We start from the raw sequence: 22,755 nt of genomic DNA, 5'->3' as shown, positions 1-22,755 counted from the left end.
AATCTGTTTCAAAAGTCCATTCTTTTATCTGTTATATTCGAGAATTCGATCCTAAATCCGTTAGAATGTTTGAACATTCTCGACTGATTTCGATCTTCGTAAGACTCTATTATTTGTGGTTCATCAAAATTAGTAGTGACTATTAAAGGCTTGTCTTCTCTGGCTTCCATAATTAAAGTCAGTGTGTCGATGTTCCAGCTGCTTGGTTCTTTCGGATTTCTTAAGCTCCCTAATTCCACACCCAAATCATCTACAACCAACAGATCACAATTCATCATTTCAGTTTCAATTTCACTTACTCGTAGCTTTTTATCTTTTTCACTGAAAGATGTCTGTTTAAATTTAAGGAAGGCACTATAATGGATGAATAAGACTTTGATTTCTTCCGGACTCATTTCAATCACACTTCGAGCTGTGGCCATAGCAATATGTGTTTTCCCACGTCCAGGTTTGCCGCTAAGGATCATATGAGGTGTTTTCTTCTCCAGAATTGCACCTATATATTTTTTAGCTATATCCTTTGCTTTTTTTGCTTGTTCTTCAGTCGTGATGAAATTCTTTAGACCAGCTTGTTTTATCGTCTTATTTTTCAAGATGCTGTAATCATTAAAGTACGCCCATGACATAGCTTTGATAGCATTTTTAGACCAGGTATTTTCTAAATCCTTCTTTTCTTCTTCTAGCTCTTGTTTAGCGCAACTTGGACAGATCACTTTACCGATTTGCTTTAGTTTGATAAGGCCACCACCACAAGATGTACAGCTTTCTTCAATCTGCTCATCTTTAATCATTTCTTTAATACGTTGATCTAGTGATAAACCGTTGAAATCATCTTTATCTTTAAACCTTAACTGCTTGAGATCTTTTTCATACCAGCTCAATGTTTATCACTCCCATTTTCTTGTTTTAACTCCTGGAGCCTTTTGTTTCGGTTTGTTTAGATATCCTTCAAACTTGGTGCCGAATAGTGTCTCAGGTCTTAAAAACTTGTTCCAATATTTATCTTTTTGCCATTCCGACACTTGATTATCAACAACAGTTTTGAAGTCCTCTAAGCTAAAGCCTTCTTTCCATCTTGCTTTAATTAGGTTTCTTGTTTTAGGTGTTGTATCTTTGTAGTTTCGATTAGCCTTTTCGTTAAGATATGTGATAATCTCCTGATAGGGAATGGATGCATCGTTTGGCTTGCCAGACATAATATCTTTTGTATTGTCAGTATTTGGTATATTTAAGTCTTTAGTACTATCAGTATTTAGTAGTGGCTGATTTTCGGTCGACCGTTTATCCGTCGTCGGTTCTTCCGTGGACCGTTTATCCGTCGACCGAAAATCGGTCCACGGTTCATCATGTAAAACCCAGTCTACATTCTGAAATTTACCGTCCGATGATCGCTCCTGTTGCTTGATTAAATACCCATTTCCTTCTAATTCTCTCAGCCCTGAACGTACACTTGCTTTACCATCAATAGAATGTTTAACTAATTCTGTCTCGTAGAACACCCAGTCGTCTGGTAGTGATAACATATAAGCTAGTAAACCTTTTGCTTTAAGAGACAGACTCGAATCTCTTAGCCCTACATTGCTGATAATCGTAAAATTAGTCTTTCTTTTTGCTCTTCTAATTGCCATATGTTACATCTCCTTAAAACGGTTTGACGAATATCATGTATTCGTCAACTTCTGATAATCCTTCTTTGACCAGTCTGCTTATAAATCCATGATTTCTGTTTAAAAATCTGCTTGCTTCTGCTTTGCTGTAAAAGTACTTTGTTTCGTGAGTATTAATGTTTAATAAAACTATAGGATCTGGAGATTTATTTAATCCTTTTTTAAATGCGTGAATTAGATTTTCTTTGTGATTGCACCATTCAAGATTTTCAACATAATTATTTGAAGGATTACCATCTATATGATTTATGTTATTTTTACCGTTAACTTCCGTGATAAAAGTTAGAGCAACTAGCCGATGAACTAAAAAGTCTTTGCGTGTTTTATTTTTCCAAAGAGTTACTCTTTTATATCCATTTTTATCTGTTTTTAATCGAAGTATTCTCTGTTTCCACTTTCTCTCGCCTCTTAATACTGAGCTTGTCGTTTTATCTTTAGAACTTCTTACTTTCCCTTTATTACTAACTTCATATATACCCTCATATCCTAGAATCGGTTTCCATTTTTCCATTTGTACACTCCTAGCGCTTAGATGATTTTTGTGCTATAGTCTATTTACATTATTTCTTTTGAGTCTGACGTTGCTGCGTTAGACTTTTTTTATTTGTCTTTTTCTGATTGAAACATTAAATGAAATACTGGAATTACCAAGAAGCATATTTCTCCTCCCCAAGTTGGTTTGTAGCCAAAGAGAATACGTCTATGATTTGCTATATCATGAGATGCAATAATTAAAATTAATGTGATCAGCAAAGTTAATAGAAACCATATATTACTTTCTGCCCACTTTTCTATCTTCTTCATCAACTCTCAATCCTTTCTCTTTTATATGAAGTGAAATGGCAAACAAGACTATTGATCCAAGCATTAAAATTTTATCTATCATCTCTATCAATTTCATCCACTCCCTATTTGTTAGTTTCTTCTATCAATGTTTTCAAATCATAGTCAGGTTTCCAATTAATTGAATAATCCATCGCTTCATCAAAATCCTTAGCTGGTATTTCTGCGATTACTGGAACCATAAACTTATTTTTATAATCTCTATGAAACTGACTGAATACTTTCCCACTTACTTTTTTGTTTTTATAAGCTTTGCTATTATCGCCACCCATTAAACTAATTAGATTTTTACACTTCGCTCTATATAAACTGCGTTCCTGGACAGAATTGACTCGCATAGTATCTTCTAATGCAGAAATACGATCATTGTGTTTATTCACTCTGTCATTGAGCAACTCCAAGATAATATCGCCTTGCTGTTGATCAATTTCTCTATCAATACTTCGGCCAACGATTTCATTACTCATGAATAATCTCCCCTTCTATAATGTTTGCTTGATTCAATGTCTTATTCATATCAGTGGTCCATTTTTCAACTCTTCTGACTAGCTTAGTCACTTCTTCATTTACTCGGTCACTGTCTTTCAAAAGAACCAAGTCATCTACATAGACAAGACCAGCTATATGGTCCAGTAACTCATTCCCTTTCTTAACTGATTCAGCTACATTAGAATAAGCTGCAATCTTTTGTTGCTCCTTATTCATCTTCCCTTGCATTCTTTCAATAGCAGCTTTCAATTCGTTGTATTCCTTTGAGTCTTTTTCTACTGCTTCACGACTCTGTAGCAATTCGTTATATTGCTTCTCAATAAACTCTTTCCTGCTCTTATGTGCATCCAATTCCTCACGAACTTTTCTGAGCGCTCCACTTAATTGCTCATTGTCTGATTTGAGGCCTTCGTAGTCATGTGGCTTAATTTCTTTGATCACTTCTTTCACTTCAGGCGGCTGTTTCTTTAAGCGATGTATACTCTCATCTTTTTCTTTTAACTCTTGTCTCAGCTTCCTTAATTCCCTTACAGTAGGTGAATCTCCATCTGCTGCTTTTTGTATTTGTTTTTGCTTCTCTTCTTCTGGAAGAGTAGTGATGAGGTATAAAGCTGTATTGCTCAAATTGGGAACCGTTGCACTATTTGAAAATTCATTAGCAATCTTCATAGATCTTTTTGCAAATGTGTATTCAATACCAAGCGATTCAATCCAAGCCATAAATTCTCCATGAACTAAATCATTTTGTTTAACAAAATTCAGTCTCCTGCCAATTTCCCATATAGATTGACCAGCAATCTGTTTGTAGCTGTTTATTTCTGCAGTAATTTGATTTAAATCTTTTGTTAATTCATATTCTGTCATTTATAAACTCCTTTCTTTTGGTATACTCCTATTAGGAAGGAGGTGATAGTTATGGGTTTAAGTCAAATGCCGCCCAACGGCACGTCTAAGAAAAACTGGAAAGATCTTGATCAAGTATTGCTTGCAAACTTCAAAGCTAAGACATTTAAAGAGAATAGATCTGCTACTATAAATGCAGATGAATTTGAAATGTCTATTGATGAGATAGTAAAAGAAGCAGAGTCAAATGGATACAAAGTTCAAGTCTTGCCAAACAATATGATTCGTTTTACTGATTAATTTTTAACGTTAGGTTAGAAACCTTATCTTCGATTTCTAAAAGCTTTGTTTCTAATCTATCTGCTTTATTTTTCGCCTTTACTGCTACCCCAATAGCAGTAAGGGCGATTGCTGTGAATATAACTTTTTTCATATTATCCACCTCCTTCTATATGATTGACTCAAGATTCTCTTCTAACCACTTAGCCATTTGCATTGCTCCGAATCTCCATGGAGTACCCTTACCTTCTGGGTATTTAACAAAGCCCCCTCTTTTAACGTCCAATTCTTCCCTATATGGATATAGGATTTTCTCTTTTAAAGTCTGAGGACTTTTACCGGTTCTTTCGGATAAGTCTTTCATCTCCCAGTAACGACCTAACAAACTTTCCTCAAAAGATTTGTCCAGTATTTCTTGCTTGATCAAAACGTAACCTTCTGGAATTGAAATGCGAGCTTCTAATACTTGTAACATGATTTTATACCTCCTGTTTAATCGATTCGGGTTTAACCCGAGTGGTGTCTAAAAAAATATCTCCAATATCTACTTGTAAAGCATGAGCTAGTCGTTCAATAGTTGAATATTTAGCATTTTTTATTCTACCTGGTTTAGACTCGTATTCACCTATAGTATTTTCGGTAACCCCTACCTTCTTGGCTAATTCAGCTTGAGTCATGCCTCTTAAACCGCGTAGCTGCTTTATTGTATATTTTTCTTCTAGAACCATTTGATCACCTCTTTTTCTTTAACTTGTACTCAGTATACATTCGGGTATTACCCGAGTCGAGAGTTTTATTTGGGTTTAACCCAATTTTATTTTGGTTTTAGATTGTTTTATTTGGGTTATTCCTGTATATTAGATGTAGAAACTATTTTAAGAGGTGCCAAGATGACTGAAGAATATTTTTTTGCAAGTAATTTAAAATACCTTAGAAATAAATTTAATTTAGAACAACAAGAGTTAGCTGAGGAATTAGGAAAAAAGAGTGGATCAACAGTAAGCGATTGGGAAAGAGGGAAATTTGTACCTAGAATTGGAACTTTAAATCAACTAGCTGAACGCTTTAATATCTCCGTAAACGATTTAATGAGAACGGATTTAACAGTACATACTCCTATTGCCCCTAATATGATTGAAGTGAAAGAAATGGTTAAAATCCCTGTATTAGGAACTATTGCTTGCGGTGAACCGATTGATGCTATAGAGAATGTATCTGAATATCGTTCTTTGCTTAGAGAATCAATGCCTTCTGGAGAATTATTCTATTTAGAAGCTCAAGGTGATAGCATGGAGCCGAAAATTGCAAATGGATCTTATGTTTTATGTAGAAAACAAGAAGATGTAGAAACTGGGGAAATCGCTGCTGTACTTGTAAATGGAGATCAGGAGACTACTTTGAAAAAAGTAATCAAACAAGGCGAAACTATTTTATTAGTCGCACTAAACGAAAGCTACTCGCCTTATATAATCACACAAGATAACCCTGCACGTATTGTTGGTAAAGCTCTTAGAGTTGAAACCGAACTATAAAAAAAGACGAAATCTGCCACTAACAGATTTCGCCGGAACTTACTACCAATATTATATTATCATAATGGAGGAATAGTATGAAGAGTAAATTAGCTTTACTTAGTTTGTATAGTTTAGTGCTAATGGCTTGTGGAGATGACGCTACTGATGTAGATAATACAGAAAAAACAGAAATTCAAGAAGTAACTCAAGAAACTGAACAAGAAAATATCACTTTTACTTCTGGCGTATCAGGAGAAACAATTCCTGGAAATGAGCAAAATTATGTAGATATTACAGGTACTGCAGAGGGGTTTGAAAGTGTTTATGTTATTTACGATGGAGCTGTGATAGATGAACTGTCTGTAGACGCTGATGGAAATTGGGAATATTATTCTAACGGCGGCGATAGAAGTGCTCAGTTAGACTTCACTACTGATGATTCGATATCTTTTGGTGATACTAATATTAATGTCAATGACCTAAACTATGTCTATACTATGTTTTATGAACCTAATCCAGATGCGAATATAGAAGAAGTTGAAGACGATAGTCAAACTTCGACTGATAGCACAAGTGGCAGTTCATCAGAATTAGGTCAAAGAAGTAATCCAGTTCCTTATGAAGAAATACTGTACATGCATGGAACTTTTACAGATTATGATGCAAATTATGCTGAATTCGAAGCTGATTTGGAAATGAATATTGTTGATACTATCCGCGGTGAAGAAGCTTGGAATATAATTATTAACGAGAATCAGTTTAATGATCCTGCTCCAGAAGGTAAAGAATATATTATTAACAGAGTTAAACTAAAACTTTTGAATGCGACATCAGAAGATCTCAAAACTAGTTTCATGAGTAATGAATTTGATTATATATCAGAATCAGGTGCTTCATATTCATCAGTTTCTGTGGTGCTTCCAGACGAATTAGATGTTGAGCTGTATAATAATGGAGAAGCTGAAGGTAATATAGTCGGCCTAGTAGACGTCGGAGATAAACCTTTAGTGAGATTTAATCAAATGTTTTTCTTAAAATCCGAATAATAAATAAAATCACACCTCCCCCACTCGCCAAAGTAGAATGATGGGGTACATAAAGTTAAATAGAAAGTTGGATTATATGTTTTCAGATAAGAACATAGATAAACTAATCAAATCTTTAAAACAACCAACAAAATTATTTATTCTCAATGACATTAGTCAAGAAGTTTCTAGCTTAATCGGATCAGTTGACGTAGACGAAAGAGTAATCGGGATAGCTGATGATATTGAGTATAAATTAGTAATTATCAGAGGACCTAGAGATATTAATCGGTATAGCATCCACTTACGCTTTAAAGAAAATAATATCCATTTAATTAGAGTAGACATCGGTGGCGGTCATAGATATCCAGACGGCACTAGGTTAAACGAGCCTCATGTTCATTTTATTTCAGACCCTTTTAATCAAACAAATAAGGAAGTCGTTACTTTGAAAGAAGCTAATTTTCCTAATGTAGATACAATACTGGACGCGTTCGAAGCTTTTATTTGTTATACTAACATCAAGGAAAAGACGAAATGAGGTGTAAGATATGCTAGCAACAGATTTAAAGAAAGAATATGTAAAGTGGATTTCCCATAACATGGAATATGAAACCATAGAAAACGGTATTGTAAGAATAGATACTCCTTTTTTAGATAATGTCTCTGACGAAATTATATTATATGCCGAAAAAGTTGCCGGGAACAAGAACTTAATAAGAATTACAGATGACGGATGGACAGTTAGGAACCTAAGCAATTACGGTTTTACGATTGATAAGCGTTCGAAAAAAAGAGAAAAAATGCTTATTCAAATCGCTTCAGATTTTGCAGTAGACTATAATACTTTAACTAAAGAGATATATATTGATGTTTCTTTTGATAAATTCCCTATTGCAAAACATCGTCTTCTTCAAGCTATACTAAGGACGAACGATCTATTGTTTATGAGAAATGACACCAACCCATCTACTTTTAGAGAAGATATTGAAGAAAAGCTGAATAAATACGAAATTTTTCATGGTAGAGGTACACCTATAGAGGGAAAAAGAGGTTTTACAATAAAGTTCGACTTTAGTATCCCTTCTTTAAACGGTAAGAAAGAAAAGTATATTCAAGCTATATCTGCTCCGAATAATTTAGATTACACTAAAATAATTGCCGCAAACATCACATTATTAAATTACGATACTAAAGCAGAATTTTATGCTATTTACGACGATTTATCTAATGATATTGCTCGAAAATCTGATATAAATGCCGTTTACGAAGAATTGAATGTTCCAGTTACTACTTTGCTATTTTCAGAGATCGATAAAAATATTGATTTATTAAAGAATAATAAATAAAAAACACACCTCCCCCACTCGCCAAAGTAGAAAGGTGTGTTCCATAAAAAGCATACACGCAAAAACTCAGCAAAATTGCTGCGCTATTTAGTGTACCTATAAATATATATTAGCATAATAAAGGAGCGTTTTACATGGCTAGTTTTAAGAAATTAAAAAGTGGATGGCAATATCGAGTAGCCTATAAAGAGAATGGTGAGTATAAGAAAAAGAGTGCGAACGGCTTTTCTACGAAAAAGGAAGCACAATTAGCCGCTTTGAAAGTAGAAAACCTACTTCATCAGGGCAAAAAGATAAATGACAATTCAGAGTTTATTGAATATTTTGAAAACTGGTATCACCTTTTCAAAAAAGACAAGCATAGTAAAAAGAATAATAAAGATATTCAGCTCTCCATAAATACTGCAAAGAAGTTTTTCAAGCATACAAAAATGAAAGATATCGATCGAAATATGTATCAAGCATTTATTAATTGGTATGGAAATGGACGAGCTACTGCTTCAGTCAGAAAGGTTCACATTTATACTAAAGCGTGTTTATTGGATGCATTAGAGGAAGGTGTCATTCATAAGGATCCTACAAGAAAAATCTCTCCTAAAGGAACTGCTGCTGGACGTAAAGAGGAAACGAAGTTCATTAATCAGGATGAAGTTATCAAGTTAATAAAAGAAGTTAAAAATGGTATCAATCCTAAATGGCAGTCACGTTACTTGATTTTGGTGGGACTTGCAACCGGTTTGAGATTTTCTGAAGTGTTAGGTTTATCTTGGAAAGACATTAACTTTAAAGACAAAACATTACGAGTGACTAAAACCTTTGACTACTCAGAAACAAAACAACTACAAGATACAAAGACCCCTTCTTCTAAGAGAGTTATCTCTATAGATGATGATACTTTGAATCTGCTTAAAGAATACAAACTAGCCACTCAGATTAATGGTAGTAAATATGTGTTTTTGGATAAGCACATGAATCACGTAACGAATAATGCGGTGAACAAATCACTTAAAAGAGCTTGTAAACGTTCTGGAATTAATGAAATCACTTTTCATTCACTAAGGCATACCCACTGTTCTCTATTAATTTATAGAAAAGTAAATATTAAATATATATCTAAACGTCTTGGCCATTCTTCAATAATGATCACTTATCAGACTTATGGACACATCCTTGATGAGATGGATCAACGAGAATCGACAGAAGTAGACTCAATGATGAACGAGCTTTATAATGCACAATCAGTGCACAATTAATGCACAAACATTGAATATTCTCTAATATTCTCTTGCTTTCTTACTATACAAAAAAAGCTCATAAACGTTAACATATCAACGTTTACAAGACTTTTTTATCTCTCTCAAACTTTTCTATTTTATACCCCAAAAGGAGAATGAGGGATTCGAACCCTCGATACGGTTTAACCCGTATACACGCTTTCCAAGCGTGCTCCTTAAGCCACTCGGACAATTCTCCAAAACAAAACTCCGCAAGCAGGGCTCGAACCTGCGACAACGCGATTAACAGTCGCGCGCTCTACCAACTGAGCTATTGCGGAATTATGATATTAACAACTTCATTAGTATATCTTCAAAAACTTAAAAAGTCAATATTTTTTACATTAATTGATTATCAATGCCTTGATACATAAGAATATTCATTACAGAACCAGAAAAGTCCTGACGAATGAATACTAAGTATTCATTCGTCAAGACTAGTTTTAAAATTTATTTTGTCACAAATACAAAAGCGCTGTAAGGTAATAATTCCAGCTGATGATGATTTATTTGTGGTTCATGAGTTGATAAAATATTGTTTTTGATTGTATAGTCTTCTGGAATATCCACAATCTCTACTTCATCTGAAAAATTACAGCAAACTATCCCTTTTGCATCTTCATATGTTCTTTCATACATATAAACTGTCTCTTTAGTATCTATCAGCTGCCACTGGCCTTTCATAAATAAATCAGTTTTTTTCACTTCAATTAATTGTTTGTAATAATTAAGTATACTATCTTGATAATTCACTTGATCTTTAACATTATAGTGACTTTCTCTCTTAAATATCGTCCATGGTGCTGCATTTTTTGTAAAACCGACTCTATCACTATCGTCCCACTGCATAATGCCTCTCCCTGCATCTCGAGTAGTCAAATTTAAGTTCATCATAATTTTATCATGTGACCATCCAAGTTTATCTGCAGCATTATAAAAACGCATAGCACTATTATCTGAAATGTTTGTTGGATCTTTGAACCAAGAATTATTCATTCCGATCTCTTCACCATAATAAATAATTGGAGTCCCTTTTTGGAGATATAATAAAGTAGCCATCATCTTCGCGGTTTGTGAACGATATTTCTCCGTATCACCATATTTTTGCGGTGCCCTAGGCCTATCATGATTATTCCAGAATAGCACAGGACCACCTTTTGCAGATGATTTATCTTGGAATTGTTTTTGAACTTTTTTGAATTGAGTTAAATCAAGTGAAACATGTTGGTTATCAAAAGGTAATTTATCGGTTTTATACTCATCTTTATCTGTAAAATGTTGTAACGATATAACTTTGTCAAGTATCTGCTCATCTGTATAGTAAGCAGTTTTTTCAGCATCAGCACTCGTTGCTTCCCCTATGAGATAAATGTTTTTCTTAATCTTATTTATGTTACTATTCAATTCTGAAGGGTAACCTCTCAAATCTTTACCATACTCAATAACATTTTGAGCTGTTTCACTTTCAGACTGATCAGGAAAGTGTTTATCTACATCAAGATAAATAAAAGCATCCAATCGAAAACCATCTATTCCTTTTTCTATCCAATAATTAATAATATTTGCCATTTCCTTACGGAGTGGTTCGTGGCTCCAGTTCACTTCAGGCATTTCTTTTTTAAAGATGTGCATAAAATACTGGTCACCATTTAATTCTTTAGACCATGCTGGACCACCAAACGCAGCTGTCCAGTTATTGGGATAAATCCCTCCTTCAAGAGAATCTTGCCAAATATAATAATTACGATAGGGATTATCTCTACCTTTTAGAGCTTCTCTGAACCATTTGTGATTCATGGAAGTATGATTAAGAGGTAAATCGTAAATAAGTTTGAAATCACGCTTCTTTGCTTCCTTTACAAATTCATCAAAATCTTCTTCAAAGCCAAATAACGGATCAACTGTATTATAATCAGTAACATCATATCCATTATCTATTTGATTTGAAGAAATAAATGGATTTAACCATAAGGTATTTACACCAAGATTTTTAACATAATCTAATTTCTGGATAATACCTTTCAGATCACCTATTCCATCATTATTTGAATCTTTAAAACTTCGAGGGTAAATTTGATAAATAATTGCCTCTTCCCACCATTTAGAATTCTGCATAATAAATCTCACTTTCAAACTAAGATATTTATAGTATAGCAAGCGGGAAACTCATTCACTAATCATTTGCTTACTTTTAATAACTTAATTAACAGGTACTAAAAACGTAAGAAAAGCTGGAAGAATCTTGATATCAAAAGGAAAGCATGGGCCTTTTTCTCCATCTAATGCAACGTTTAGATTATGATCACTCTTAAAACTTCCTTCTTTGAAGGGGATGACAAACCCTTTATTATTCTCATCAGACAACGTTTCATTATCATTCAGTAATGATGTCATAACAGAAATCTTTTCTCCTAAAGTCGATTCTTTTAATCCAAATAAATATAAATAACCATCATCATAAGCTGCTACATTAAAAAAAATAGGAATCCCAGCTACAGAGTTGGATAGTCCAATTACCAATAGAGTTAAATCAAATTTCATTTTTTTACCATCTAAACTCATATCAATAGAATAAATTTCTTCCTCTCTTAAAGATTTAAATCCTTCTATAAAGTAAGCGAGTGGCCCTAATTTTTCTTTTTGATCTTTTGAAACTTCCCAGACAGTTTCTGGAATCGATCCGGCAGAAATTGAACTTAGAAAAAGTCTGTCATTTATCATTCCAACATCAGTGATTTGCTCTTTACAGTTTACAAGGTCTTCTACTGCTTGATCGATATTAGTTGATATTCCTAGTCCTCTGGCGATATTATTGATTGTACCTGTTGGAATAATTCCTATTTTTGGTCTGTACTTTTCATCTTTTAACGATTCTCCAGACTTAGAAACGGTCCCATCTCCACCTAAGAGAATCAAGGTATCATATTTTTCTTTACACGCTTCTTTTACATACTTTTCAATATCTTCTTCGCATTCTGTAATTCTGACATCGGCTTGCCTTTGATTATCTTCGAATAAGTACTTAGCTCTCATTGCGTACTCTTCGGCTTGTTTTTTTCCAGATGACGGATTTGCAATGATCATTATATCTTTCATTATGATTAACCTCTTTTCAAAAATTACATGCTATCAGTATACTATACTTATAAGTTACCACATAAATAAAAGACTATATGAATTATATCCATATAGTCTTAAAGCTTACTATTTTTTTGACAATCCGGACACAAACCGTAAATCTCTAAACGATGAGAAGTTACCTCAAAACCTGTGAGATTACTAGCTACAACTTCTACATCATCCAAACCAGGGTAATAAATATCTTCGATCTTCCCACATTCTGTACAAATTGCATGATAGTGTTCAGTTGAAGAAAAATCAAACCTACTTGAAGAGTCTCCATATTTCATTTCTTTAACTAGCCCCAACTCAATAAACAATCTTAAATTATTATAAACAGTAGCTACACTCATGCTGGGAAATCTACTTTCTAATGCTTGATAAACATCATCTGCAGTTGGATGAGTATCTTTATCAATTAGATATTCCAATATAGCATGTCTTTGAGGTGTAATACGGACATTATTATATTTTAAACGTTCAATAGACTGATCTACCAAATAACTCATGCTTATCAATCCCTTTTTGATCGAATGAATTTCTTCAATTAAAGTATTTTTCAATTATTATGATACCTTCTTATCTAGTTCATTGCAAGAAAATGAAAAAATATTGAAATAACCTTTGAGATATTGTGTTAATTGCTATACTATTATATCATTCATCTATTTACAATATTATTTATTCTATCGAAGGCAGTGAAATTAATTATGAAAATTGGCGCAAGAACATTCAAATCGGGATTATCTATTTTTTTAGCTTTAAGTATTCCAGCATTTTTTAATATGCCCGATGGACTTCCATTAGCAGGTATTTCGGCAGTAGCTTCCTTGCAACCATCAGTAAAGAAATCCTTTCAGACTTTAAAGGATAGAGTTATGGCAAATACAATCGGTGGTATTGTTGCAGTAATCACCGTACTTCTTTTTGGAAATTCTTATTTTATGATCAGTATTGCTTCTGCTGTATTAATTGCTATTTTACATCAATTCAAACTAAATAATGTGATTGTCTTATCTACTATTACTTTGATCGTTATTATGATGTCAACAGACTATCCAATTGTCATCAACGCCTCCCTTAGAGTTCTAGCAACCATATTCGGTGTAGTTTCTTCCTTTGTTATCAATGGAATCTTACTTCCACCAAAATATGATGAAAAACTTTTCCATCTGAATAATCAAGTAACTGACGACTTGACTCGCTTTATAAGAGCAAGTTTAAGAAAGAACATTCAGTATCCCATGATGCGTAAAGATTTAGCAAATCTTGAAAAAAGTATCGCTAAAATGAAGGTTTATCTTGGTCATTTAATCGACGGAGATTTAAGGAAATTTTTCAGATCTTCCGAATATTCATACGCAAGACTGATCGTTGTATACAGACAATTTATTCATACAACTGAAACGGCTTATAATCTTGTCGAAACTCTGCATCAGGCCGAGAATGTGTATAATCATTTCCCGCAAGAACTCAGGCATCTTCTGATAGAACGTCTAGAAACATTAATGTCAGCACATGAACAAATTATATTAAAGTGGAATGGCCGAGTCTTACCCGAAGAAGTCAACTTTATTACTCATAAATCAAGTCTAAGAAAATCATTCATGGATTCCTTTTTTAATGAAGCTAACTTAGAATCTTATCTACAGAATGAGTATGGTCAAAGTAATGCAGTGATTCATATAATGTCTTCTGTTCTTGATTATGAAGAAAGTTTACAGCATTTAAATAGATTAGTGAGCAGTTTCAAAAAAAATCATAACGAAAAAAGCTCTGAAATAAAAGAATTACATTAGCTTAAAATTCATACAAAAAAGTGGAAGGAATATAGGATTCCTTCCACTTTTTTTATTCTTCTAATTTAGTCGTTACTCCTCTTTCAATTGCTTGCTGTAAAACATTTAAACCTTCTTCATTTAAATCAAATTCGTCTTCTGTATATAATGCTGTTAATTCATATCCTTCTTCTTCTGCAATCGTGATAAATTGCTCATGTATTGCTATTACTTGGATACCTAATTCACTAGCTACTTCTTCCATTTCGTTCATGTAATCTCTATAATCCAATGATCTTGAGTTCAAATTATTGATTTCAGAAATTTCTGGTTCTGGTTCAACTAAAATAATTTCTGAATCAGGAAGGTCATCAGTTAATGTAGTTAATATATTTGATAAATAATCATTTGTTTCTGAAAGTCCAATATCTCTAGCTTTATCTGCTAGTGCCGGCATACGAAAGAGTATAATGTCTGGTTTGACAGCCAGTACATTAGACGTGGTTTGTTCAATATAGAGTTCATATGTGTCATATTCAGGATATGTAATGTTTTCAACTGTTAATTCGCCTGTATTTTCATTAATATAATTATTCAATGCCGCATACCAGTCTGAGGATGAATCCGCATCTCCATAATAAGTCAATACTGCGGGTTTATGTACCAATGTCTGGTAATCAATTCTTTCAATTGCTGAAAGTGATTCAATCTGCTCTTCATATATTTCTAATTGTTCTTCTGATGATAATGTATCTGTATCAGATGATACGTTTTTGTCTGCAATAACTTTTTGAGATGCTAAGTCTCCTCTGCTGTTTCCATTCTGACTCTCTCTTAGCATTTTTTCTTCTTGATCGGAAGCGTACCCTCTTCCAAAAACAATGACGAGTAAAGACATAGTCATTAAAACGATTGTAATAAAAATATTTTTTTCACATGTTAACATCCTTTCAAACAGATTCTAAAAAAATCATATCACAGCTGGGTATATTTTAATAGTAAAAAAAGCAGTAAAAGATTCTATACAAAGACTTTTACTGCTTTTACATTCTACTTCATCACAACTATTATTTTTTTCCAGTAAGTTGTTTGTATCGATCATACCACATATCAACATATCCCTCTGAAAAAGGACCTTTTTCTTCTCGGATCCAATCTACTAATATTTTAATATGTTCTTTCAGGATAAGATCTACTTCCTCTGGATAATCCCATTTTTTACCATGCTCTTCATATTCATCGACATCTAGAAGTCTTTTTTCTCCATCAGGAAAAACTTTGACATCCAGATCATAATCAATATACTTTGCACCTTCTTCATCAATCAAAAATGGTGAAGCCATATTACAATAATACGAAGTTCCTTTTTGACGAATCATGGTCACGATATTAAACCAGTAGTGTTTATGAAAATAAACTAGTGCCGGTTCTCTTGTTCTCCATCTTCTACCATCAGATTCAATGACTAGAGTATGATCGTTACAACCAATCAGTGAATGATCAGTAGTTTTTAAGACCATCGTATCTCGCCAAGTTCGATGCAAACTTCCATCATGCTTATAGCTTTTAATTGTGATGAAATCTCCTTCTTTTGGAAACTGCATCTACTGTACCAACTTTCTTAAAATAAGTGAGTTGAAATAATAAATCATCTCACTTTTCATTCATCTCATCATGTATTATATCATAATACCGATATTATCCGTAGGAAAATGTTAGTTCCCTTTTTGTTCAAGAATAATGAATGATTGTAAAATTGGTTAAATCATCAGTAAAACAGTTGCTAGATTTTAGAGTAAAGTGATTTCCTGACTAGATTTCCAGATTTTTTGTTGTAGTACCGGAAAAACGTACTCATCAAATTTAGTTTCATTCACCCATTCGCAGTTAGACGGAATGGCTTCAATTGAATTTCTGGCGTTTGCTCTATAAGCATAAATATTCCAGTGTAAATGAGTAAATACATGAGAAATCCTTCCGCTGGACTGTTTGTCTAAATTAATATTTAAACCATACTTCTGTTTCACATATTTGATAAGTAAATCTTGTTTTACATCATTCAGCTCGTAAAGATCAGAATCTTCGAATGATTTCCATCCAGAATCTTGACTGCTCACTTGTTCTTCAATTAAAGGAAAAGTCCACATATTAGCTAATAGCCTATCTTCATGCCGCTTTTCAAGTAAATATTCACCTTTGTCATTTTGAATGAGTATAGCAAAATAATTAACGATTTTTTTCTTTTTCTTTTTGCTTTTTATCGGATAATTTAAATAAGTCTCATTTATATAGGAAGCGTTGAATTCTTTCACTGGACTTATAGAAGGATCATAATTTTTCGGTGTACAAATCGTGGCACCCAAATCCATTAGTGCCTGATTGAAATCTCCAGGACGATTTTGATCAATGATATGATACATGACAGCTTCAAAAACTTTTCTACTGGCAGGTTTTGCAATATCGACATCTATTTCAAACAAACGGCTTAAAACCCGCATTAAATTTCCATCCACTGCTGGCTCGGCCTGTTGGAAAGCTATACTAGATACCGCCCCTGCAGTATAAGGACCAATACCTTTTAACTTCTTGATCTCTTCGTAACTATTCGGAAATATTCCATTGTAATGAGTAACAACTTGAATAGCTGCTTCTTTCATATTTCTCACTCTGGAGTAATAACCAAGCCCTTCCCAAACTTTGAGTAAAATGTCATCATCTGCTTCAGCTAAATGATTTATATCGGGAAAAGTCTCTAAAAAATTTATATAATAAGCAATGACGGTATCTACTCTCGTCTGTTGCAGCATAATTTCCGATATCCAAATTTTATATGGATCTGATGTTCTCCGCCATGGTAAATCTCTTTTTTCCTGATCATACCATTTTAGTAAAGTAGTTTGAAATAAAGCAATTTTATCCTCTGACCACATATCTATATCGTATTTATCTTTCAGTTCTTTTCTTGATAGCTTTTTATTCATCAGTCTCTTCTTCCTTCATTTCTATAAATCTTTTAATCAACTCTGAAGGATATCCTTTTTGATACAAACTTGATTTTGTTTTTTGAACCAAGTTATATCCACTAAATTTAGAAGAATATCTTCTCCAGGCTTGTTCACCTTGCTTAACTAGTGCTTCATATTCCTCATCTTCTGATTTTTCTGTATCCAATTCATTTATAACATCTTGAATAATATCCATACTGTAGCCTTTTTGCATAAGAAACTGTTTTGTTTTCTGGACAGCTTCACGTTGTGATTTAAGTCTAGATTTTTTCCAAGACTTCTCTGCCAATGACATTGCATTTGCAAATTGATCATCAAAAGAATACTCATACATGGCTACTTCTATCTGGTCCTTATTAATGCCGCGTTTGCCGAGTTCATTTTTAATATTCGATGGTCCTTTACTATTAAAATTAGCAGAGGTTCTTACATAACTTTTTGCATATTCCAAATCATCTATTAACTTTTGACCTATTAAGCGCTCCACTACTTCGTCAGCTTGTTCTTCAAATTCTTTATCTTTAAGGTCATCTCGCACTTCTTTTTCGGATCTCAAACCGTAGCTCAGATAATTAAGAGCTCTCTGATAAGCTTTTCTGTAGACATCTTCTACTTGAAGCTGTTCTTGGAATTCAGGAGACAATACTTTCCCTTTATGCAGCATATGGGTAATAATCAATTCTTCATCTACTGGAAAGGCATATTTGTCATTAATAAAAATATTATAACGACCTTTTCTTTTCTGAGCTTGAATACTTGTTATTGTATTTTGTTTATCTACTTCAGTATCATTTTCCCCAGTGTCAATCTTAGCAACTCTCTTTAACTGCTCATTTAAGTTCTCTTTAGTTAAATTTGCTGGTTGATTAGGTTCTAATCGAATCAACTGCTCATCTTGTTCTTTATTTTTATTCGAATCTTTCATGAACTTCACCTTCCAAGTTTTGACTAAACTTATTATAACATAAGGGAATATACTTTCGCATAAACAATATTATATCCTAATTTTTAATTAAGGAATAACAAAAAGAGTTTACCCAAAATGGGTAAACTCCTCTGTAAATCACATTACTAAAACGATTTACAAATCCTTTTCTACTTCGTTACCTACTGAATCACCTTTAGCTTTTTCATAAACTTTTCTATCGTCTTTATCCAGTCCATCTTTAGCTGGTCGATTTTTAATATACCCCAGGGGCGCTGAGGTATCTGGACTTGTCACTTCATCTCTAGCCGGATCACGTCTATCAGGGCTTACATCTGGTTGACCAGTACGTTTCAAATCATTATTTGAAGTTTTATCTTGCTTGCTCATTAAATTCCCTCCTATACAAATTCCCTAGCATTACATTGTCATAGGTTTAGCTATTAACGATAACCCCGCCATTGACATGAATAGTTTGTCCAGTTACATAACTGGCATCATCACTTGCAAGAAATACGTAAGCAGGCGCTAGTTCATAAGCTTCACCTGGTCTTCCTAATGCTCCATCCTTACCCCATGTAGCAAGCTCATTTTTTGGAAAGGTAGCTGGTATCATAGGTGTCCAGATTGGTCCAGGAGCTACTGTATTAGCTCTGATCTTTTTGTTGACAAATTCAGTATTCTGGGATAATGAGCGGGTAAATGAAACAATAGCGCCATTTGTACCAGAATAATCCATAAGATTCGGGTTCCCTTTATATGCGGTAACTGAGGAAGTATTAATTATACTTCCGTTTTCATTCATATGAGGATATGCAGCTTTCACAAAATAAAACATACTAAATATATTTGTACGGTATGTTCTGTCGATTTGTTCTGCACTGATTTTAGTAATAGATTCCTGGAAATGCTGTTCACCAGCATGATTAACCAGAACATCTATGCTGCCCCATTTAGAGACAACCTCTTCAATAACCTTTTTGGAAAAATCTTCATCCCCGACGTCACCCTTGAAAACCAGTACATCAGCACTTAATTCTTGCAAGCGATTTTCAGTACGCTCAGCATCATCATCTGAAGAGTAGTATGTGAATGCTACTTTGGCACCTTCTTTAGCAAATAATATTGCTGTTGCTGCACCAATACCAGAATCACCACCAGTAATAATTGCTGTCTTACCAACTAACTTTCCTGCTGGTTTATAATCTTTATTTTCAATGATCGGTTCTCGTTTCAAGTTTTTTGAATCATCGTTTAGCAAGTAATCTTTTTTGGGTTGTTGAGTTTTGATTTTTTCTTGTTCAGTCATACTGTTCCCCTTTCAATACTCATTACATAGTAATTTTTACTGTTTTTTATCAATTTCTTCAGTAGGTACTTCTTTCATGCCTGCTTCGTTAGTACCTTGAGTATACTTAGCATCGCTTTTGGGAGTAGTACTTTTTTGTGAAGGTTCTTTTTCGCTTTTCGGTTCAGTGTTCAAAGGATTCTTTGTCTCTGGTTCCACTACCCCTTTGGCAATATTATCAGGGTATTCATGGTTAGCTTCTTCTGCTTGAACTGTTGCTTCTTCACCAGTCAAATCTGGTGTTTTCTCTAATGACTGCCCACTGTCTTCCGTAGTATCATCTTCATCCAATTTATTTTCAGAATGAGTAGTATCCACTTGATCTTCTTCTCTGGTGTGTTGAGCTTGTGAAGGATCAATAGAATCAGTCATATTTTTATCATCTGTTTCTGAAGTTTCTACATCAGAAGGTTTAGCCTCATTATTATTTTTAATTGCTGATACTTCTTCTGAATTTAATTCATCGATTGGGTTTTCATTTTTATCTACCATATCATTATCAGTCTCCTTATTATTAGTTACATTTTTATTTAATTTTGATAGTTTTGAATGTTTAGGGGCATCTGTATCAGCTAATAATACAATTTCTCCTTCTGTGAGTGCTTTTAAATGATGTTCAGCTATATCATGGGGCACTCCATGGGCTTCCAAAGTATTTTGAGCTTCTTTGGAATCATAAGTACCAAAAGACAATGTATCTTTTATTCTTTCCCAAAATGACCCATTTTCCTCTGAATCAACGATATCAACTTCAACTGATTCTAAATTATTTTTCTTAAATAAATCACTGTTCTTTTCATCAGTTATAACCAGCAATTCCTCAGCTGAATATCCTTCTTCGTTGATTAAACGCTTGATTTCATCTCTAACTTCATTGGCTGTCTGAAATGTTCCTTCAAATCTTCTTTCCATAAACTCCATCATCTCCTTGTCTACTGCTTTTAAATATTTAGATCTTAATGTTCATTTGATTATATTCGAATGTTACCATCCTATTAATAGGAAGTAAAAAGATAAGCCTCAATGCTAAGAAGTGATTTATATTCACTATTAATTTTGCTAATAGTGTTTTATAAAAAATGGCAAATATATGACAAAATATACGTTTTATAAATTTATATTTTTTATGATAATAATTAAGAAATATACAATCATAGACATTAATTTTTTAAAAAAACGATTATTATTATTACATTTTTACTATATTAACATTTTAAATATTAATATTATCCTAATCAAAGCATAAATTTTACATCCCACTTTATAATAAAAAGTTTTTATTTTTTTATTAAATTTGTACCTTTATTTAAAAAAATCCCTTTATTTATTACGAATTTGTGGTATATTAAAAAAAGATAGATAGGAGTAAAAAATTAGCTTTTCTAATAATGAAGGGTCGTGTAGCATGAAACAGGTAGAAGTTAAAGAACAATACAAACGCGAACGCGTTGAGAAATTAAAAAAGTTAAACAGCGATGCATTTAGTTATCGTTACTTGATTGAGGACCAAGTAACAGATGCGATAACTGAAGGAAATCGTTCAATGCTCGAAGATACCCTAAAAATCATCAATTTAGATGAAATGCTGGAGTATCTTGGTGAAGAAGGAAAAGAATTCCAGCTTAGAAATTTCAAAAACCAACTCATTATCGTCAATACGTATTGCAGAATAGCTGCTAAAAATGGTGGAGTTTTACCTTTATATCTTCACCTCATTTCAGAACGTTTCTCAATATTGATTGAAGATGCTGAAACTATTCAGTATTTGAGAGAAAATGTTTATTACGAAATCTATAGAGAATATTGCCAAGCGGTCATTGATTTTTCAACACTAACTTATTCTAGTGCTATGACTGAAGTTGTAAGCTATATTACTGAAAACTTGACTAGTGAACTAACATTGACAAACATCGCATCAATTTTTGGTATGCATCCAGTCCATTTAGCGCGTAAATTCAAACAGGAAACAGGTACTACATTTATTGGTTATGTAAATCAGCAAAGAATTTATTTGGCTAAATACTATTTCCATCTTGGAAATTATCAATTAAGTGAAGTAGCAAATCTTTCAGGTTTTAACAGTCACTCTTATTTCACTAAAGTATTTAAAAAAATTACTGGACAAACACCTACTAAGTATATCAAACAGTTACCAATTAACGAAAAAGCATAATAGTAATTGTTGCGAATAAACCAACATTGTCTATTTAGACCGATCTTTACAATAGATCGGTCTTTTTTTATATGTAAAAAAGTTTAGATTGGAAACTATAATCTTCTTTTACCTTTCTAAAATAAAATAGTTAAACAAAAAAACACAATCACCAATAAATATCTATTTTATAAGATATTAATTAATTGGATTGTGTTTTTTAGCTAGTCTATTTCTTTCTTAATTGTTTTTTTTTTAACTATTTCCAGTCTTTACCATTTAAAATTTCTTCCAGCAGATTAGGATTAAATGTTTTTTGTTTTAACATGCTGATCTCATGCCCATAAGGAGCCTTTTTGTTTTTCTTATCTTCCCCCACGTACGGTGTTTCCAGTATTTTAGGTAGAGATTCTAACTTAGGATGATGAACGATATCCCTCAATGCCTCAAATCCTATTTCGCCAAATCCAATATTTGCATGTCGATCTTTACCTGCTCCGATGATATTTTTAGAATCATTGACATGGACAACTTTTAGTCGCTCCAATCCAATAATCTTATCAAATTCATCTAATACACCATCAAAATCATCCTTAATGTTATATCCCGCATCATGCGTATGACAAGTATCAAGCGTTACTGATAATTTATCATCTAAATCAACCCGTTCAATAATCTGGGCAATTTCTTCAAAACTACGTCCAATCTCTGTGCCTTTACCAGCCATTGTTTCAAGTGCTATTTGAATTTTCTGGTCTTTATGAAGGATCTCATTAAGTCCTTTAGCAATCTGTTCAATAGCAGCTTCTGTTCCAGCTCCAACATGAGCACCTGGATGCATAGTCATTTGCGTAGCACCGATTGCTTCTGCTCTTCTAATTTCTTCTTTCATAAATTCTACTGCAAAAGCAAAATTTTCCGTCTTGATTGTATTTCCTAAATTAATAATATATGGAGCATGGACAACTATACTATCTGATTTTATATTATTTTCTCCCATAAACTTCTGTCCAGCTTCAATGTTCATTTCCGAAACTTCTTTACGACGAGTGTTTTGAGGTGCTCCAGTATAAATCATAAAAGTTGTTGCATCATAGCTTTTGGCCTCTTCTGCAGCGCCAAGCAGCATTTTTTTACCTTTCAT

At 33.2% G+C, this 22,755-nt stretch carries 28 protein-coding genes and 2 tRNA genes; 8 read left to right on the top strand and 22 right to left on the bottom strand.

Annotated elements, in window-relative coordinates:
• Nucleotides 1–8: 8 nt before the first annotated feature.
• The 6 genes from BKP56_RS09200 to BKP56_RS09175 all read right to left on the bottom strand — a co-directional run bounded on the left by BKP56_RS09200 (nucleotide 9) and on the right by BKP56_RS09175 (nucleotide 3,863).
• Entirely contained in the window at nucleotides 9–881 is an 873-nt protein-coding gene (locus BKP56_RS09200) for a DnaA ATPase domain-containing protein (protein ID WP_072694797.1), read from the bottom strand.
• A gap of 6 nt (nucleotides 882–887) precedes the next feature.
• Complete coding sequence (locus BKP56_RS09195; protein WP_072694796.1) at nucleotides 888–1,628, bottom strand: conserved phage C-terminal domain-containing protein; 741 nt, start codon at nucleotides 1,626–1,628, stop codon at nucleotides 888–890.
• A 13-nt stretch (nucleotides 1,629–1,641) separates the two neighbouring features.
• Nucleotides 1,642–2,178, bottom strand: coding sequence for an NUMOD4 domain-containing protein (locus BKP56_RS09190; protein ID WP_072694795.1), 537 nt, complete (start codon nucleotides 2,176–2,178; stop codon nucleotides 1,642–1,644).
• A 261-nt stretch (nucleotides 2,179–2,439) separates the two neighbouring features.
• Nucleotides 2,440–2,562, bottom strand: a complete 123-nt coding sequence (locus BKP56_RS14135) for a hypothetical protein (protein ID WP_257786576.1) — start codon at nucleotides 2,560–2,562, stop codon at nucleotides 2,440–2,442.
• A 13-nt stretch (nucleotides 2,563–2,575) separates the two neighbouring features.
• Complete coding sequence (locus BKP56_RS09180; RefSeq protein ID WP_072694793.1) at nucleotides 2,576–2,977, bottom strand: ORF6C domain-containing protein; 402 nt, start codon at nucleotides 2,975–2,977, stop codon at nucleotides 2,576–2,578.
• Nucleotides 2,970–3,863, bottom strand: a complete 894-nt coding sequence (locus BKP56_RS09175) for a DUF3102 domain-containing protein (RefSeq protein ID WP_072694792.1) — start codon at nucleotides 3,861–3,863, stop codon at nucleotides 2,970–2,972. The genes BKP56_RS09180 and BKP56_RS09175 overlap by 8 nt, the downstream gene beginning before the upstream one ends.
• Nucleotides 3,864–3,914: 51 nt before the next feature.
• Here BKP56_RS09175 and BKP56_RS09170 point away from each other — a divergent pair, with 51 nt between their 5' ends.
• A complete protein-coding gene (locus BKP56_RS09170) occupies nucleotides 3,915–4,142 on the top strand; it encodes a hypothetical protein (RefSeq protein ID WP_072694791.1) in 228 nt (75 codons plus the stop codon).
• On the opposite strand, the gene BKP56_RS13800 is transcribed toward BKP56_RS09170, so the two are convergent.
• From BKP56_RS13800 to BKP56_RS09160, 3 genes are read right to left on the bottom strand one after another with little or no spacing between them, the layout of a single operon-like run.
• Nucleotides 4,132–4,275 carry a hypothetical protein gene (locus BKP56_RS13800; RefSeq protein WP_156849239.1) on the bottom strand — a complete coding sequence of 48 codons (144 nt, stop codon included), beginning with the start codon at nucleotides 4,273–4,275 and terminating at the stop codon, nucleotides 4,132–4,134. The genes BKP56_RS09170 and BKP56_RS13800 overlap by 11 nt on opposite strands.
• Nucleotides 4,276–4,290: 15 nt before the next feature.
• Nucleotides 4,291–4,596, bottom strand: a complete 306-nt coding sequence (locus BKP56_RS09165) for a DUF771 domain-containing protein (protein ID WP_072694790.1) — start codon at nucleotides 4,594–4,596, stop codon at nucleotides 4,291–4,293.
• Between the two features lie 4 nt (nucleotides 4,597–4,600).
• Nucleotides 4,601–4,849 (bottom strand): helix-turn-helix transcriptional regulator, encoded by a 249-nt coding sequence (locus tag BKP56_RS09160; RefSeq protein ID WP_072694789.1) that lies wholly within the window; start codon nucleotides 4,847–4,849, stop codon nucleotides 4,601–4,603.
• A 162-nt stretch (nucleotides 4,850–5,011) separates the two neighbouring features.
• On the opposite strand from BKP56_RS09160, the gene BKP56_RS09155 reads away from it, so the two are divergent.
• The 5 genes from BKP56_RS09155 (at nucleotide 5,012) to BKP56_RS09135 (ending at nucleotide 9,262) form a co-directional block, all read left to right on the top strand.
• Entirely contained in the window at nucleotides 5,012–5,653 is a 642-nt protein-coding gene (locus BKP56_RS09155; RefSeq protein ID WP_072694788.1) for a LexA family protein, read from the top strand.
• Nucleotides 5,654–5,730: 77 nt separating this feature from the next.
• Nucleotides 5,731–6,681 carry a hypothetical protein gene (locus BKP56_RS09150; protein WP_072694787.1) on the top strand — a complete coding sequence of 317 codons (951 nt, stop codon included), beginning with the start codon at nucleotides 5,731–5,733 and terminating at the stop codon, nucleotides 6,679–6,681.
• 37 nt (nucleotides 6,682–6,718) lie between these two features.
• Nucleotides 6,719–7,201: a DUF6978 family protein gene (locus tag BKP56_RS09145; protein ID WP_156849238.1), complete on the top strand. Its 483-nt coding sequence runs from the start codon at nucleotides 6,719–6,721 to the stop codon at nucleotides 7,199–7,201.
• Nucleotides 7,202–7,211: 10 nt separating this feature from the next.
• Complete coding sequence (locus tag BKP56_RS09140) at nucleotides 7,212–8,009, top strand: DUF1828 domain-containing protein (protein ID WP_072694785.1); 798 nt, start codon at nucleotides 7,212–7,214, stop codon at nucleotides 8,007–8,009.
• 134 nt (nucleotides 8,010–8,143) lie between these two features.
• Entirely contained in the window at nucleotides 8,144–9,262 is a 1,119-nt protein-coding gene (locus tag BKP56_RS09135; RefSeq protein WP_072694784.1) for a site-specific integrase, read from the top strand.
• Nucleotides 9,263–9,393: 131 nt separating this feature from the next.
• Here the strand turns inward: BKP56_RS09135 and BKP56_RS09130 are convergent.
• The 5 genes from BKP56_RS09130 to perR form a co-directional block, all read right to left on the bottom strand.
• Nucleotides 9,394–9,482: transfer RNA gene (locus tag BKP56_RS09130), tRNA-Ser, on the bottom strand.
• 9 nt (nucleotides 9,483–9,491) lie between these two features.
• Nucleotides 9,492–9,564 (bottom strand) — tRNA-Asn (locus BKP56_RS09125).
• 169 nt (nucleotides 9,565–9,733) lie between these two features.
• Nucleotides 9,734–11,398 (bottom strand): alpha-amylase family glycosyl hydrolase, encoded by a 1,665-nt coding sequence (locus tag BKP56_RS09120; protein ID WP_072694783.1) that lies wholly within the window; start codon nucleotides 11,396–11,398, stop codon nucleotides 9,734–9,736.
• Between the two features lie 84 nt (nucleotides 11,399–11,482).
• Nucleotides 11,483–12,379, bottom strand: a complete 897-nt coding sequence (locus BKP56_RS09115; protein ID WP_072694782.1) for a diacylglycerol/lipid kinase family protein — start codon at nucleotides 12,377–12,379, stop codon at nucleotides 11,483–11,485.
• Nucleotides 12,380–12,477: 98 nt separating this feature from the next.
• Complete coding sequence (gene perR / locus BKP56_RS09110) at nucleotides 12,478–12,912, bottom strand: peroxide-responsive transcriptional repressor PerR (RefSeq protein ID WP_072696101.1); 435 nt, start codon at nucleotides 12,910–12,912, stop codon at nucleotides 12,478–12,480.
• Between the two features lie 189 nt (nucleotides 12,913–13,101).
• Here perR and BKP56_RS09105 point away from each other — a divergent pair, with 189 nt between their 5' ends.
• On the top strand, nucleotides 13,102–14,202 hold the full coding sequence (locus tag BKP56_RS09105) for an FUSC family protein (RefSeq protein WP_232226871.1): 1,101 nt from the start codon (nucleotides 13,102–13,104) through the stop codon (nucleotides 14,200–14,202).
• A gap of 52 nt (nucleotides 14,203–14,254) precedes the next feature.
• Here the strand turns inward: BKP56_RS09105 and BKP56_RS09100 are convergent, their stop codons facing one another.
• The 7 genes from BKP56_RS09100 to BKP56_RS09070 form a co-directional block, all read right to left on the bottom strand.
• Nucleotides 14,255–15,127 (bottom strand): SGNH/GDSL hydrolase family protein, encoded by an 873-nt coding sequence (locus BKP56_RS09100; protein WP_072694780.1) that lies wholly within the window; start codon nucleotides 15,125–15,127, stop codon nucleotides 14,255–14,257.
• A gap of 121 nt (nucleotides 15,128–15,248) precedes the next feature.
• Nucleotides 15,249–15,785, bottom strand: coding sequence for a nucleoside tri-diphosphate phosphatase (gene ntdP / locus BKP56_RS09095; protein ID WP_072694779.1), 537 nt, complete (start codon nucleotides 15,783–15,785; stop codon nucleotides 15,249–15,251).
• 186 nt (nucleotides 15,786–15,971) lie between these two features.
• On the bottom strand, nucleotides 15,972–17,162 hold the full coding sequence (mutY, locus tag BKP56_RS09090; RefSeq protein WP_072694778.1) for an A/G-specific adenine glycosylase: 1,191 nt from the start codon (nucleotides 17,160–17,162) through the stop codon (nucleotides 15,972–15,974).
• A complete protein-coding gene (gene recX, locus BKP56_RS09085) occupies nucleotides 17,155–18,111 on the bottom strand; it encodes a recombination regulator RecX (RefSeq protein WP_083540528.1) in 957 nt (318 codons plus the stop codon). The genes mutY and recX overlap by 8 nt, the downstream gene beginning before the upstream one ends.
• 156 nt (nucleotides 18,112–18,267) lie before the next feature.
• Nucleotides 18,268–18,501: a hypothetical protein gene (locus tag BKP56_RS09080; RefSeq protein WP_072694777.1), complete on the bottom strand. Its 234-nt coding sequence runs from the start codon at nucleotides 18,499–18,501 to the stop codon at nucleotides 18,268–18,270.
• A 46-nt stretch (nucleotides 18,502–18,547) separates the two neighbouring features.
• Entirely contained in the window at nucleotides 18,548–19,420 is an 873-nt protein-coding gene (locus BKP56_RS09075) for an SDR family oxidoreductase (protein ID WP_072694776.1), read from the bottom strand.
• 36 nt (nucleotides 19,421–19,456) lie between these two features.
• Entirely contained in the window at nucleotides 19,457–20,371 is a 915-nt protein-coding gene (locus BKP56_RS09070) for a general stress protein (protein ID WP_072694775.1), read from the bottom strand.
• Nucleotides 20,372–20,864: 493 nt separating this feature from the next.
• Here BKP56_RS09070 and BKP56_RS09065 point away from each other — a divergent pair, with 493 nt between their 5' ends.
• Nucleotides 20,865–21,632, top strand: coding sequence for a helix-turn-helix domain-containing protein (locus BKP56_RS09065; RefSeq protein WP_072694774.1), 768 nt, complete (start codon nucleotides 20,865–20,867; stop codon nucleotides 21,630–21,632).
• A 238-nt stretch (nucleotides 21,633–21,870) separates the two neighbouring features.
• On the opposite strand, the gene BKP56_RS09060 is transcribed toward BKP56_RS09065, so the two are convergent.
• Nucleotides 21,871–22,755: a deoxyribonuclease IV gene (locus tag BKP56_RS09060; RefSeq protein ID WP_232226964.1), complete on the bottom strand. Its 885-nt coding sequence runs from the start codon at nucleotides 22,753–22,755 to the stop codon at nucleotides 21,871–21,873.

Origin of the sequence: Marinilactibacillus sp. 15R, assembly GCF_001895285.1 — a bacterium.
GTDB lineage: Bacteria > Bacillota > Bacilli > Lactobacillales > Carnobacteriaceae_A > Marinilactibacillus > Marinilactibacillus piezotolerans.
The sequence above is the reverse complement of the archived record's forward strand: the minus strand, read 5'-3'. Positions and strand labels throughout refer to the sequence as shown.